Origin of the sequence: Mycobacterium sp. JS623 (assembly GCF_000328565.1) — a bacterium.
In the GTDB taxonomy this organism is placed as follows: domain Bacteria; phylum Actinomycetota; class Actinomycetes; order Mycobacteriales; family Mycobacteriaceae; genus Mycobacterium.
On sequence record NC_019957.1, the window covers coordinates 225,312 to 239,176 of the forward strand.

At 64.9% G+C, this 13,865-nt stretch carries 13 protein-coding genes and 1 pseudogene; 5 read left to right on the forward strand and 9 right to left on the reverse strand.

The window, feature by feature from the left end:
- Window positions 1-532: 532 nt before the first annotated feature.
- Window positions 533-1,375 carry a ParB/RepB/Spo0J family partition protein gene (locus MYCSM_RS32295; RefSeq protein ID WP_015297721.1) on the reverse strand — a complete coding sequence of 281 codons (843 nt, stop codon included), beginning with the start codon at window positions 1,373-1,375 and terminating at the stop codon, window positions 533-535.
- Complete coding sequence (locus MYCSM_RS32300) at window positions 1,375-2,088, reverse strand: ParA family protein (RefSeq protein WP_015297722.1); 714 nt, start codon at window positions 2,086-2,088, stop codon at window positions 1,375-1,377. Before MYCSM_RS32300 ends, MYCSM_RS32295 begins: the two co-directional genes overlap by 1 nt.
- 445 nt (window positions 2,089-2,533) lie before the next feature.
- On the opposite strand from MYCSM_RS32300, the gene MYCSM_RS32305 reads away from it, so the two are divergent.
- A complete protein-coding gene (locus tag MYCSM_RS32305) occupies window positions 2,534-3,298 on the forward strand; it encodes a hypothetical protein (RefSeq protein ID WP_015297724.1) in 765 nt (254 codons plus the stop codon).
- A 175-nt stretch (window positions 3,299-3,473) separates the two neighbouring features.
- On the opposite strand, the gene MYCSM_RS38960 is transcribed toward MYCSM_RS32305, so the two are convergent.
- Genes MYCSM_RS38960 through MYCSM_RS32315 form a run of 3 tightly spaced genes read right to left on the reverse strand, consistent with a single transcriptional unit; the run spans window position 3,474 to window position 5,599 of the window.
- On the reverse strand, window positions 3,474-4,229 hold the full coding sequence (locus MYCSM_RS38960; RefSeq protein WP_335337521.1) for a carboxylesterase family protein: 756 nt from the start codon (window positions 4,227-4,229) through the stop codon (window positions 3,474-3,476).
- Window positions 4,190-5,026 (reverse strand): carboxylesterase family protein, encoded by an 837-nt coding sequence (locus MYCSM_RS38965; protein ID WP_335337522.1) that lies wholly within the window; start codon window positions 5,024-5,026, stop codon window positions 4,190-4,192. The genes MYCSM_RS38960 and MYCSM_RS38965 overlap by 40 nt, the downstream gene beginning before the upstream one ends.
- 39 nt (window positions 5,027-5,065) lie before the next feature.
- Window positions 5,066-5,599: a GrpB family protein gene (locus MYCSM_RS32315; protein WP_015297725.1), complete on the reverse strand. Its 534-nt coding sequence runs from the start codon at window positions 5,597-5,599 to the stop codon at window positions 5,066-5,068.
- 758 nt (window positions 5,600-6,357) lie between these two features.
- Here MYCSM_RS32315 and MYCSM_RS32320 point away from each other — a divergent pair.
- Entirely contained in the window at window positions 6,358-7,152 is a 795-nt protein-coding gene (locus MYCSM_RS32320; RefSeq protein ID WP_015297726.1) for a ParA family protein, read from the forward strand.
- The gene (locus MYCSM_RS32325; protein ID WP_157681572.1) at window positions 7,145-7,513 is read left to right on the forward strand and encodes a hypothetical protein; all 369 of its coding nucleotides are present in this window, start codon (window positions 7,145-7,147) and stop codon (window positions 7,511-7,513) included. Before MYCSM_RS32320 ends, MYCSM_RS32325 begins: the two co-directional genes overlap by 8 nt.
- Window positions 7,514-7,543: 30 nt before the next feature.
- On the opposite strand, the gene MYCSM_RS36470 is transcribed toward MYCSM_RS32325, so the two are convergent.
- Both MYCSM_RS36470 and MYCSM_RS32330 read right to left on the reverse strand, forming a co-directional pair.
- A complete protein-coding gene (locus MYCSM_RS36470) occupies window positions 7,544-8,218 on the reverse strand; it encodes a WhiB family transcriptional regulator (RefSeq protein ID WP_015297728.1) in 675 nt (224 codons plus the stop codon).
- The gene (locus MYCSM_RS32330; RefSeq protein WP_015297729.1) at window positions 8,215-9,324 is read right to left on the reverse strand and encodes a hypothetical protein; all 1,110 of its coding nucleotides are present in this window, start codon (window positions 9,322-9,324) and stop codon (window positions 8,215-8,217) included. Before MYCSM_RS32330 ends, MYCSM_RS36470 begins: the two co-directional genes overlap by 4 nt.
- 931 nt (window positions 9,325-10,255) lie before the next feature.
- On the opposite strand from MYCSM_RS32330, the gene MYCSM_RS35510 reads away from it, so the two are divergent.
- Window positions 10,256-10,825: a phosphoribosyltransferase gene (locus tag MYCSM_RS35510; protein ID WP_051073985.1), complete on the forward strand. Its 570-nt coding sequence runs from the start codon at window positions 10,256-10,258 to the stop codon at window positions 10,823-10,825.
- On the opposite strand, the gene MYCSM_RS32340 is transcribed toward MYCSM_RS35510, so the two are convergent.
- Together MYCSM_RS32340 and MYCSM_RS38600 are read right to left on the reverse strand one after the other, a co-directional pair.
- Window positions 10,780-11,115 (reverse strand): WXG100 family type VII secretion target, encoded by a 336-nt coding sequence (locus tag MYCSM_RS32340; RefSeq protein ID WP_015297731.1) that lies wholly within the window; start codon window positions 11,113-11,115, stop codon window positions 10,780-10,782. The genes MYCSM_RS35510 and MYCSM_RS32340 overlap by 46 nt on opposite strands.
- Window positions 11,116-11,710: 595 nt before the next feature.
- Window positions 11,711-11,865, reverse strand: a pseudogene (locus MYCSM_RS38600) (YegP family protein); the annotation flags it as partial.
- A gap of 346 nt (window positions 11,866-12,211) precedes the next feature.
- Here MYCSM_RS38600 and MYCSM_RS32345 point away from each other — a divergent pair.
- Window positions 12,212-13,852, forward strand: coding sequence for a nucleotide-binding protein (locus MYCSM_RS32345; RefSeq protein WP_015297732.1), 1,641 nt, complete (start codon window positions 12,212-12,214; stop codon window positions 13,850-13,852).
- The last annotated feature ends 13 nt before the right edge of the window (window positions 13,853-13,865 follow it).

Sequence of the window (13,865 nt, forward strand, 5' to 3'; positions counted from 1 at the left end):
TGCTAGTTCGAGGTTAGACCCCTCGCGGCGCGTAGGGAAGAAGCGTGGATAGCGGCGGGCCAAGGGGATGCTGATGGCCATCTTCGACGTGGACGCGACGGCAACGATCGAGGTCCTTCGCTGGCGATCGCAAGAGATGAACATCAAAACTGCGGCAGTTGGCGGGGCATGGTGTCCGGAGCGTCGGTGCTGTCGGGTCCCTCACGCCGCAAGGCCTGGCGCGAGGCGTTCGGCGGGGTCGTCCCTGGTTCAGCACAGAGCCGGGCTTGTCGTCCGCCGGGCCGGTTGGCAATTGTCGCCGAGGTCAACGTGCGTCTGGCGCCCCGAATGTCCTCCCCGATGCTGGACGAAGAAGCGTGCGGAGCCCTGGAAGATGGCAGGGAGGCCCTCGGTCCACGTGTTGTCGTGGTCAACGTCAGAACGCTTGCCGCGCCTGCTTCGACTCGGTTGTACTGCGGGCAGTTTCGCAGTTGCACCGCCAGACTTGCGACCCACGGCCGCTAATTGTCACGTGACGGTAGAGTGTGTGCCGCTACACCGCCGCCGCTTCGTCGGCGAGTGCGGCGAGCAACGTCTTGACACCGTCGGGTCCAAGGTGTGACCGCAACGCGTCAGCGAGCAGATGTGGCTTCGAGTTAAATTCCTTTAGGGCGCTGACGATTACGCGCGATGGGCTCGGCGGTCGCTTATCGGATGCGCCGTTGTTCGCGGTGTTGTCGTTCTTCTTGTCAAACGCGGCTTGCCACCGCACGACCTGTTGCTCGAGCGGCACGCGTGCCAGCTGGCGGGCTTCCCTGATCGCCAATTCGCCTCTGCGCAAAGCTCTTTGCAATTCGGGCGCCAGCTGCAGCAGCGCCCGCCGCTGTGAAACCCAGGTCTCGTGCCTGCGCAGCCTGCTGGCTGCTTCGGCGGCGCTCCCACATTCTTTCACCAGCGCTGCAACCGCCTTCGCTTCTTCGATGACATCGAAGTCCTGCCGGTCGACGTTCTCGGCGATCGATGCTGAGATGAGTGTGACGCGGTCGCGGGCGATTTCGTCGTTGACGACAATGTCGAGATCGGTGCGGCCGAATTTGTGCGCGGCCGCCAAGCGCCGGCATCCGTTGATAACGACGAAGCGGGTAGTGATGCGGTCCTCGGGATACAACTTGAGGTATGCGCCCTTGGTGACCACCACCGCCGGCTGCAACTGCATGTCGGCGATCGACTCCAGGTTCGACAGGTCCCCGAGATCCTCGCGAGGGTTGCGCGGGTTCGGTGTCAGGTCGCTCAGTGGTGCTGAGCGACTGGGCGTTTCGCCGGGCTGGTCGACGGGTGAGTTGTCGCCCACCTCGCCTACGAGGCTCGCCAGGCTCGTGCGTCCTCCGCGCGCCATCAGCTGCCTCCGCCGACATTGAGTTCGAGGGCGAATTTATAGAAGTCCTCGCGCGCCTGAAGGGCCGTGCGATTGAGCGGATACTCCGTCACGACCAGACCATCGGCACTGGCCCTGGCGTGCAGCTTGTAGTGCCGAATTACGGTGTGCGCCAACGGCCATCCGTTGGCTTTTACGAAGTCCTTCGTCTCATTGAGGTCGTGTTCACCGTCGCGGGGGTCCCAGTTGTTGACGACCACCACGTAGGGAACGCGGCGCGGGGCGACCACCTTGTTGATGGTTCGCGCAGTTGGGTCGAAGCTCAGCGGTTCAGGTTCGATCGGGATGATGACACGGTCAGCCACATCGAGGACCACGCGTAGCGCGTCCGCGCCTGGCCCGCGACCCAACGGGTCGGAAGAGTTATTGCCGGGCTCGAGATCGATCCAGCCGGGTGTGTCGACGTAAACGTGTTTGATGCCAGGAAGTTCGCCCAGGCGCTTAAGCCTGTCCAGATCCGCGTGTGCTTGCACGACGTGGAATGGCAGGTCGTTGATTCGAGACGCCCACCAGATCGCCGACCCTTGCGGGTCGATCGACACGGCGGCGACTGGAGAGCTGGAGTCCGGATCGTCATTGCGATTGAGGACGTCGGCGGTGACAGCGGCGAGGTTGACCGCGATGGTGCTCTTGCCGACGCCGCCCTTCTGATTGAGAACGACGTGAACAGCCATGAAGGCCTTCCGTATGCTTCCCCCGCAGGGCGGAGTACTTCGGATGAGACAGCCGCAGTCTACGGTGGTGCGTCGAATCTTTCGCGGCGACACGCTGGTCGAAAAGCGTAAGGGCGCACCGGTTGTCGGTGCAGCCGAGGCCACAGCCAGGCCTGACGATCTTTACCGCGGTAAAGATTTGAACGGTTCCATTCTTTACCCGCGGTAAAGATTGGAATCCCAGTCAAGCATCAACCTGCGGCCGCGCAATTGATGCGGCTATTGCAGCCAGGTTTTCAATCACGATGCGTGCCGGGTACGTTCGCGGTCGGACGCCGAGCGGCGTCGCTCCCGTCGCATCGACGCCGTTGAAATGCGCTGCGGCGACCTGGAATTCGGCTGGTCCCCCGGAAAGCCCGGCGCGTCGCACTGAGCACGTTCTATCCGTCAGTGAAATACTGACAGGGTGGCTACCCGGCCCAAGGTGCATCGCTCGGAGGTGGCCACTGCCATCACTAGAATCGCACGTCGCAGGGCTAAAATCGACGATCGACACCTCGAATTGTTGCCCGATTCAGCCGCTTCCGACCCTCGCGAAGTACTCGATTATCTACGCAGATTCAGCGGCCCGGATATCCCCCGCTGGGTGCTGCAGGCCGATGTCTGCGACGCCCTGACCCTCAACAACTGGCTGTGGTGGGAAGACCGTCGCCGCGAGTTGTACTTTCTCAAGGCCGGCCGCGATCGTGGCCTGTTTCTCTCTCAGATCGGCGCGCAAGTCGGCGTCGGCAAGCAGGGGCTGATCGATCGCATCGACCGGCTCGAGGCGCTGCTGCGCTACGACCGGCCCGACGAGAAGTTCAGCCGCGCAGCGCGCCAGACCGAACGGGAGCGCGAGGCCCGAATGCCGACCGAGGAGGCTTGGCTTCACGCCCGCCGCGACGAGCTGATGAACGTGATCAACGGCTTCGTGCAGCAGGCGGACCGCTTCGAGATCGACGAACGTGAATGGGTCGACGAACTGGAGATCGACGGCCGCGACGACCAGTTCACCTCCTCGACGATGGTGATCCTCGGGCTGGCGGCCTCCGAGTTGCGCACCGCGCCCGCGGTCCTCGAACTGGACAGCACGCGGCCGTACGCGGTGCACACATTCCTCGCCCGCGCCGACAACCTGCGCAGCCAGTTCGCCGATCTGGGCGCGAAGACGACGGCACGGCTTCCGGCCTAGAACCTCGCGGCTCACTCCGTGGGGGAGCAACAGATGAGTACCGATCCGTGGAGGCGATCGAGGGGGCCGCACCCTCCAGCAAAGTCAAGGTATCGCGCGATCTGGTGCTAGTACGGCGGGAGTCCTGCGAGTTTGGCCGCCAGAATCTTTACCGCGGTAAAGTGGCAAACAGAATTCATGGCGTCTGCATGCCAGCCGGGCGGAGTTCCACCGAGCGTCCTGGTAGGTCGAGGGTGCCGAAGTCGTGTGCGCACCAGATCCGGCGCGAGGCCTCCTCCGGGTAGGGCCCGGTATGCGACTCGGAGTCGTAGACCCGGGTGGTCCGGGTGTCCGGGCGGTAGCGCGGCCATCCGGGGTCGCCGGAGGTCGCAAAGCGCACCCAATCGCTGCGCATCCGGTCCGAAACGCTCCGTAGCTCCTCTGCGGCGTGCGGTAGGGCGGACACATGGTTGCGCACGTCGTCGGCGCTGAGCGTTCCGAACACGAGCAGCAGATCCAAACTGTGCGAGGCGCCCTCGCCCCGGTTGAAGCTCCAGCACAACTCGTAAATCCACGCCGGGCCGCCGCCGCTGTGCTGGGCGTCGGCGATATGCAGAGTCGGCATTCGAAACAGCCAGTCGGAGTTGAGAAGTTCATACCGTTGGCCCGCATTCGCATCGGGATATTCGATGCAGTAAGCGTCGCGGCGGATGGCTGGAGCAAGTTGGCTGATCCTGGCGGACACTTGCTCCTCTGTCACCTCGGCACCGAGATAGGGGTTGAAGAGCGAGTACTCGTCGCGGGTGTGGCCCACGAGTAGCTCGATGTCGCGGGCGGCGCCGCTCGCGAGCGCCCGCCAGGGCGCCTCCGCAATGATTTCTCCGTCGACGATGGGCGAGAACGGCGTGGGCGTCAGCGCCATAGGCCCCCACGCCTCAACGAATTCTGGCATCTGTGAATCACCGTCTCGGTGGCTTCGATCAGCGCACGCGGGGAGAAACGCGCGAGCTCGGCCGCGGCCGGTCGCGCCCCGAGTTCTGCGGCGATCGATTCGGACACCGCGGACGCCAGGCCCAGCGAGAAGAACGTTCCAGGAACGCTTTGGGCTATTGCCCGCCGGAAGAGTCCGGTTGCCATCGGCATTGCGAGTAGGGTAGCGACGGAGCCGGCGCCGGCGGATTGGCCAAAGATGGTGACCGTGTTCGGCTCTCCCCCGAACGCAGCGATGTTGTCTTGGACCCAACGCAATGCGGCGAGCTGGTCGAGGATGCCGCGATTGTCCGGCGCTCCGTGGATATGCGCGAAGCCTTCAGCGCCAACGCGGTAGTTCATGCTCACCACGACCACGACCACGCCGCGAGCGGCGAGCGTCGCGCCGTCATGGTGCGGGTTGGCAGAACTCCCTTGCAGGTACCTGCCGCCGTGGATCCACACCATCACGGGCAGCCTCGCGGCTCCCAGGACGGGCGACCAGACGCTGAGAGTCAGGCAGTCCACCGAGCCGTCTGCCACGCTGCCAGACACCGAAGACATCACCGCACCGCTGTGACCGGCCTGGGCAACCGGTGGACCGAAGGTGATGGCGTCGCGAACGCCGTCCCAGCGCGCTACGGGGACGGGCGCTGCGAACCGTCGTAGGCCGAATGGCGGCTCGGCATAGGGGATCCCGCGGAACACCGCAACACCGCTCTCCCACCTGCTGCCGCGCACGACGCCTGCCGCGGTTCGTACGTCAACTTCGGCGCGCATCACGGACTCCCCACGGTTGCTCTCGCGGATCGGCAAGCTTCATCCCGGCCCTGGGCGAGGTAGCGGATCGACGCCTCCTGCACGCAACGTGCGGTCGATGAAATGCGCCTTGGCTCGGGTGTAGGCCTCGCGGTCATCACGAAATACATTGGCCAAACGTCGTTTCAGCGTCCTGTATTGATCGCGTAGGCCGTCGTTTGCGCGCAGTGCGTCTCGAAACGCCAGCAGTTCAGCCACGTGGGCATAGTCGTGCTGGACAAGATAAAGATGGTGCGTTCGAGCTTCGGGCCGGGGCCGCAGGAACCATAGCCGCCATCGTCCGTTCGGGTCCGTCGGCCAGTAGAGCCATCCGTCGTTCTCGAGGACCGATACCGCCGCGCGTGATGCCGGCAGCGAGATGACTGGGGCGAGGATGTCGATGACTGGCTTGGAGGCTAGTCCCGGCACGGACGTCGATCCGACATGCTCGACCGGTGCGGCGAGCCAGGGTTTAAGAAGGTGCGCCAGCTGATCCCGCTGCTCGGCGAATTGGCGGGGCCAGTGGGTGTCGTACTCGACGACGGTGACCGCCATGTCGACCACGAGTTAAGCGTACGTCTAGATGTCTCACCCGCCGGAAGGCACCTCCGCTTGGTGCGCTCCCCCATCGCTGTGCTCGAAACGCGAGAATCGTTCAGTGACTCCGGATCCGAAGGCTCGGACGGTACCGCCCAATTTCGTCACCGTGACACTGTGAAAATTCGTCGGCGGTAGTGCAATGACGCACCGAATAGGCGTCACCGCGACCGGCCAGGTCGTCGCACGATCACACGGTCACTGCGTGATCCTGTCATCCCGTCGCGCGGTCACCGTGTGACAACGTGATTCCGTTATCGGCTCACTGAATCGCACAATCATTACGGCACAGCGTGATTACGTCACACCGCCACTCGGTGATCCCAAAACACGATCACGACGCCACTGCGTGACCGGATCACCCCATCACCGCACGATTTGATCACGCGATGATGAGGTCACGCTGTGATCGCATCACCGCATCATCACGTAACTAGGTGACCGCGTGACCGAGTCGCGACGTGATCGGATCATCCCATCGCTTGATGATTCGGTGATCACGTCACCAGATCATCGCGTCACTGGGTGCTTGGGTCGCCGACTGACCCGATCACTCGGTGTTGCGATCGCTTGGTCACGCAATCACTCAGTCGCCGGGTCGCCAGGTGATGACATCACAAGGCGATCACATCACCCCAACACGCCGTGATGGCGCCACTTCAACACCGAATCACTCTGCTCTAATTCGAGTAACCCAAGTTAAAGGAGTGACTGCTGTGAAAGCGGAAGTGATCGCGATCGCCAATCACAAGGGTGGGGTGGGCAAGTCTTTCACTGCGGTGAACCTCGCCGCCGGCCTGGCGCGGGGCGAATGGCGCACCCTGCTCGTGGACTGCGACCCGCAGGGCAACTCGACGACCATGTTCGATCCCGAAGATGACGTCGAGTTCGACATCTACGACCTCATCCGGGAAGAGACACCGGTCAGCAAGGTGATTCGCCCGACTCGGTTGAACAACCTCGACTTGGTCCCGTCCACGCTGGCGGTGGCCAAGCTCGACCAGGAACTCGTCACCATGCACCGTCGCGAGGAACAGCTCGCGATGGCGCTGCAGCCGATCTATCAGGACTACGACGCGATAGTGCTCGACCTGTCACCGAATCTCGGGCAGCTGGTGATCACCGCGCTCAACGCCGCGGATTGGTTGATCGTGCCGACCGATGCCAGCAAGTGGGGCAGGAGAGGGGTGAACATGTTCCTCGAGTGGTCGACCACTTTGCGTCAGCACCAAGTACTTTCGGCGACATTCCTCGGTGTGCTGCTGACGAAGTACGAGCCCCGCACGCTGGTGAGCCGCGAGACGCTCAAGGCTTTGCAGGGTGACGGCCTGCCGATGTTCGACACGATGATCCCGAAACGTACTGCGGCAGAACGGATGGTCAGCGATCAGGTGGTGCTCGGTGACGAGGACGCCGATCCTGATTTGGCGCAGGCGTATGCCAGCTTCACCGTGGAGGTCATGTCCCTCGTCGATGAGGGCCGACGGAATCGAGGGAAACATCATGCCTAAGAAGGACACCGCTACAGCGGTTCTCAGCATGCTCTCCACCGCGGGGGCACAAACGCGTCGCGCCGAGGAGAGCGCCCAACGGGGCGAGGAGCCCCCGTTCACGCCGACCGTCACAGTGACGGAACCGCCGCAGGCCTCGGTAAGCCCGCTGTACACCGCCCCGCAGCCGCTACCAGCCGACACGGCCTCCCCGAAGGCGCCACGCACTCTGCGGCTGCGGCCGGGCGCGGCGTCGCGAGTTCGCGATGCGTGGCTGGCGGCCAAGCGTGACGATGTCCTTTTGACTGCACAGGATTTCGCATCGGATCTCGTGGAAGAGGCGTTGGCACGCCGCGAACTGCTGCGCGATGCGACGTCGTAGCAACCCGGAATCTTTACCGCGGTAAAGATTTCACGCCGTCTGTTGCTGATCGAGCTGCTCGGTCAGCCAGCCGTCGCGATCCAGTAGCACCCACCGGCTCTGGCGCCAGTAGAACGGGACCTGACCGGGATCGCGATGACCGTCGACGAGGTAGCCGAACCGATTCGACAGTTTCGGGTCCAGTGCGGCGAGCATCTCCGCGCAGCGGTGACACGCCGCGAACAGGTCTGGGGGAGTGGGCGATTCGGACCTCCCCGGGGCGCGCCGACTCACTATGCGATCAAAAGACAGTTGGCAGTCCTCGGCGAGGACTTCACAGTGTCCGCTGCTGCGCGCAAGCACTCGAGTCCGCGCCGACGCAGGCATTGGCGAGCCCGCGGGCCGACGCAGCGGGGCTGGTACTCGGTCGGCTGCGTGTGGCCGCTCCTCGGACGCCGCGGCGACCAGGACCGCCTGTTGCAACACGTCGGTCGCGATCGCGCGCAGGTGAGGCACCGCGTCCTCGTGGCGGCCATCGATCCATACGCCGGCCCAAAGACCCCAGGATGCACGGCATTCCAGCGCCTCCCGGGCACACCAGCGCCGCACCGGGCATGATAGGCAGCCGGCGAGCGCGTCGGCGTGACGGCCTCGCTCGAACCACCGCTCGGGATCGCGTTGGCACGGCAGCACATTCGGCCGCGGCGGGGGAGTGGCGCGCGTCATCGCGCACCGTCGGCGTCGGGCTGTCCGCGGCGGCGCCGCTTGGCGCGTTCAAGGATCTCGTCAAGCGCCCGCCGCGCGGCTTCACGCCCCGGGCCCGACAGCGCGGCGCGCCCCGCATCGCGGGCGGCCGCGTTGGCCTCGCGGGCAGCGAGTTGCTCGGCCACGCGGGACCGCGCTTTCGCCAGTTCTTCCTGCTCGCGCGCCACCTCGTAGGCCGCCGGACGATTGTCGAGGTCACCGTGGGCGGCGAGCATTGCGCCGAGCAATCCGATTGGCTTGTGGGGAGATTCGGGCAGCCAGTGTCCGGTACCGACCCAGTCGCTGATCAACGTGTTGACATCGCGCGGGGTCCAGCCATGTTGGGCCGGCTTGACCAGCACCCACGCCCATGGCGTGCCCGTGCGGTACCGGCGGGCCCATGGCGGACTTTGCTCGTCGGCGATCCATTTGTTTGCCAGCGCCAATGCTCTTTTGTCGGGGCAGGTGCGCCGCGTAGCGGCGCTGCTACCGGTGGCTTGCCGCCGGGTGCGCGTAGTGAGTACTGATTTAGGTGAGGTTTTTTTAGGGAAATAAGACCCTTCGGGATGGGGTGACAGCGGTTGAATCCGACTGTCGTGCAACGCCCACACCGAGGCCCAGCCCCGGCCTTTATCCCCAACCCGCCAGCTGGCGAACCGCTCGGCGCGGGTCCGCTGCCTGCCGCGCATCACCTCAGTCGCCACCCCCAACAGTCGCAGCGCCGTCGAGGCGCGCTGCACCGTGCGCACCGACAGTCCGGTGATGGCCGCAAGCCGCTCGTTGGTGGCTCGGCAGTTGCGCCCAGTGCGGTGTTCGGCGAACGAGGCGCGCGCTTCGGCCACCGCCACAAGCGATTTCAAGCTCACCGGATTGTTCGGCATCGCGGGGCGCACATGGCTGTCGTAGCGCTCGCGGTACGCCGCAGGTACGACCTCGTGCGCCCAGCGTCGTGCCCGCCCGCTCCAGCAGGGAATCGCACCCCAGGCCGCGTCGACTTCCAGCACAATGCGGGGCAGTCGGTCGAAACAGTGCGCGCCCGCGCGGCGTATCCAGACCGGTGCGGTGTGGGCGGTGCCGCGCCGCCGCATCCGTTGGCTCGAGCCGTGATATGGACGGGTAATGGTCGATCCGTGAACACGGTGCGCGATAACTAGACCGCCAGATGGGCGTGCGCTACCGTGGAATGCGTCTTTCATGACGATTCCCTTCCAGCGATGGGGAGAGCGCGAAAGCACGACGGTTCGAGCGGCAACTCGAACCCGACGACCCTCGGTCCGCAGGACCGGGGGTTTCGCCGTAGGTGGGCTATCGCGTATGCGTATGAAGTTGTGCGGTATGGGATTTCAGCCGAGCCGGCTGGTGTCGAGGACTCCTATCTGGCGCCTGGTCGACGCGGATATCCGCGTTTGTACTTGTGTCCGTCCGACGCGGATATCCGCGCTACATGGCAGCATGCCGCAGGTCGCGGCCCATCCGGTGATGACACGCCGCACCAATAGTCACATCAGTCACGGCTGTCATCCGCGTCGCGGGGCCGGGTGGGCCGGCTTGACTAATTGCCATCGTCTTATTCTCTGCCCGCCGGGAGGATGCCAGGTGCAGAAATTCGTTCGGTACGGGTTACGCGACAGTTGGCGGGCGTCAGCACCGGGCTTCTATTCTGCTGTCGCAGCGCGGCAGTGACGCGTAGGAACGTCGGGCGGCGACACGACTCTTCGTCGTCCTCGCTACACAGGCTGTGGATAGCCCGGTTGGTGTTAACCATCGGTCCATAGCGTCGCAATCTCGTCGGTGTGCAGCCATAGCTTGCGGTCACGTGGTCGAGGGATCCGCGTGATTGGAGGGCCGGACATGACTGCGCCGATAAGGACACACTCGTCCGTTCTCCCAGTCGCGTCGCTACGCAATGCCCGACGAAGGCCGTTCCGCAACTGCGCGGTCTGCACAACGCCGGTTGACGGCTATCGGTTCTGCTGGCGTTGTCGACAGCACCGGCGCGCACCCCGCTCTGCCGATCTCGTGGCGCCGCTGATCTATGCCTTAGACGGCGCCAGCTCGGCAGAGGTGTTGCGCAATTACAAGAACCACCCCAAGCGTGCTGAGCGCGAACGCTGCACGCGCATCATCGGTGAACTTCTCCGCTTGGCGATATCTCACCATCAGCGATGCGTTGCCGCCGCGGTCGGTCAACCGGTCGCGACGCGGGTCGTGGTTCCGTCGCTAACCAGCCGCACGGGGACCCACCCGATGGTGTCCATCGCACACTCGTTGGACCTGCTGGGCGACGTGGTGTTGAGGCCCTCACTCGATGCGCGGTGCGATCGCGCCGTAGAAGCCGACAAATTCATCGTCGAGGGCACTGTGGTCGGCCAGCACGTCATGGTGATCGATGATGTCTGGACAACCGGATCCAATGCCCAGTCCGCGTCGTTGGCATTGCGCCGAGCCGGGGCTTCGGCCGTCAGTGTGGTCGTCATCGCGCGGTGGCTCGATGCGCGTCATCCGTTGTGCGTGCGACTCATTCGCGATCAGCTCGACGAACATTACGATCCGCGGGTGTGCCCGATCACCGGACGTCGTTGCGCGTGATCTGGCCGCGGTGGTTGCGGTGTCAGTCCGGCGATGATCGCCGCGTTGTGTCGGTCGCTCTCGGTGAATTCGTCGGCGCCCGTGGTCAGCGCCTGGGCATGTTCGGTCAGTTTGTTCGTCAGCGCGACCGTTGTGCTTTGCCATTGCGCCAGCTTGGCTTCCATGGCCGCCGCGGACGATCCGACCATGCCTGCGTGGGCGGCATAGATATTGGCGTCGGATGCAGGCGCGAAGGCGGGACGCGCGAGCGACCTGGCGTAGCGATTCGGGATCCCACCGCTCGACGTCACTGAGTCGAAGCTTGCCGTTCACCGGCACCCCACCTGAGCACTGCGCGGCGACGGCGCCGCTGCCGTAATCGATTGCCCGAAAATGGCATTCGACGCTTCGCCTGTATGAACGCTGTTGATACCTCGTGACATGTCTGTCCCGTCCATCGTCGGTTTTACTGGTCGATGACGACCATAAAGTCGGCGCGGAGGGCCACTTGTACACATTTTTTTTCTCGGGCGCTGGAAACTTTGGTGCACCGCCGGTTCGCCGGACAGCCCAATACTCAGAGCGTCACGTTGCTACGCCGCTGAGTCGCGCGGAGAGTTTGGGTCGCGAAGTGCGCAAACGATGCGAGGCACGCGGCGGGGGATGCCCTTGCGTACTTCTCACGACACAACGCAATGACACCAGGAATTTGTTGGCAGTCAACGCATCTCGCACAGGAAGAGCGTCATCCAGTGCCATCCCGAGTGTCGGCTGTCCGGTTGTCCAAGACCTCGACGGTCGCAGTTGCGGACCTCGAACCCCGCCGAGGCACAACCCGGCACGAGTCCGCCGTGCTACGGCCCGAACAGCATCAGGTCCCGACGAGAAAGGTGCCTCCTTCTCCGTCAGATCGACGACGTCGGCGGTGGCGGCGTTCTTCTTCACCGACTCAACACCGTTCTCGGCCGAGGCCTTTGACTCGTAGGCCTCGCCCACGGCGATGACTTCACCTTGGCGGCCTTCAGCCGAAACCTGTACTTGCCGGCCTTGTCGTTGTACAGCTCGAACTTCGCCGCCCTTTTTGGCTGTCCTCGCTCAACCGGTTGCCAGCACTCACGCTAAGAACTGTCGCAATGGGTGAACACGGGTCCGGCTGTGCGGGCGCGCGGCGGCTGGCGGACCACCGCTCGATCAGCTGCGCGGCGGGGGAATTCGCCTGCGACGCGCCGTAAGCCGACACGCACGCTAATCTGCGCGCTACCGACGACACAGCAACGACGTCAGCGCGTTCCGGACAGTTGAGCGCTTGGCGAGCCGATGCAGGCGGGTGTCGAAGCGGGGTGGCCCGAGCCATGCCCCCAGATCTCGGCCCCGCGGCGCTGTGTTGATGGTCGATAGGATGAGCACGTGAGCGACTCCGAAAGCAGTACCGACGTGTCGGCTGCACCGGAGGACAACGCGCACGCTGAGCCCCCGGCGCAGGCACCGGCACGACCGGATTTACCGCAGCCGAACGCCGCGCCTCCGTGGGAGCGGCTGCACTCCCGGACTGGTTCTGCGGAGGAAGATTCGGCCGCCGAGCGGCCTGCTTCCTCCGCGGCTCCCCGCGGACCCGCCGGCTATTACGGCATCGACGCGTCGACAACGTCAGATGATGATCAAGCCCGCAACGGCCGGTCGGAGTTCGAGCCCGTGTTCGCGCCGGCCAACGAACAACGCACCGATGATGCTCAACGCCCTAGGCCCGCAAGTAATGGGGCGTCGTCCGACGAGGACCGCTACGCGCCGCCGCCAAGCCAGTCACCGGCCGACGAGCCCGGTCAGCAGCGCTGGGGTCCGGGGCCAACCGAGCCTGTTCGCGAGCAGCAAGATCGGCTGGGCGACGGGTGGGCCGGGGCGACGGACGAGTATTCGCCCCGCGATTTCAGCCGAACGTCGATCGCGCCGTCCGGTGAGGGTGCGACGCCCTCCCAGTCTGCACAGGCAAGCCGACCCGGAAACCCCTGGGTTGACACAGATCCGGGGCCACGTCCGGGTCCGAGTCAGTGGGCTGCGCCCAGTTCGCAGACGGGCGGCCCGGGTCGCGGCGATGCGGGCAACTGGTCCTACGTCGACCAGATCCGCAGCAGCGAACTGGTTCCTACCCGTAAGGTGCCGCCTTCACGTGGTTGGCGGCGGGTGCTGTTCAGAACCACCTTCGGGCTGATCAACCTCGGCCAGTCACCCGACGAGCGACGCGAGGCCGAACTGGAGGCCAAGGTTCGCACGGTGCTGCGGGGCCGCTACAAAATCGGCGTGCTGGGCAAGGGCGGCACCGGCAAGACCACCATCGCCGCCTGCGTTGGATCGCTGTTCGCCCGACTCCGCCAGGACGACCGGGTGGTCGCCATCGACGCCGACACCGCGTTCGGCAAGCTCGCCACCCGCATCGATCCCCGCACATCCGGTTCCTATTGGGAGCTGATCAGCGACCGACAGCTAAACACCTTCGCCGACATGCGAACTCGGGTGGGCAACAACAGCGCCGGCCTGTTCGTGCTGGCCGGTGAAACCTCGACAGCGCGGCGCCGGGCGTTGGATCCCGCCACCTACCGGGAAGCCGCCGCGCGGCTGGACAGCCACTTCACGATCTCGATCATCGACTGCGGGACGACGATGGATTCGCCTGTGATGCAAGCGGTCTTGGCAGACCTCGATGCGTTGATCATCGTGTCCTCAACGTGGGTGGACGGCGCGTCGGCGGCTGGACAGACGTTGGATTGGCTGGCCGAACGCGGCTACACGGGCCTGTTGCACCGAACCGTCGTCGTGCTCAACGATTCCGACGGCCACGCCGACGCCGAAGCCCGGGCCGAACTGGCGGGCTACTTCAGCAAGCACGGCCAGGCGGTGATCCAGCTGCCGTTCGACCGGCATCTGCGCCCCGGCGGTGTGATGGACATCGACAATGAGCTCGACCGCGTCACCCGCCGGCGCATCCTCGAGATCGCGGCGACGATCGCCGAGCACTTCCCGAGCACCACCGATGCGCCGCGCGGACACCGCTGAGGTTTCGGGGTAG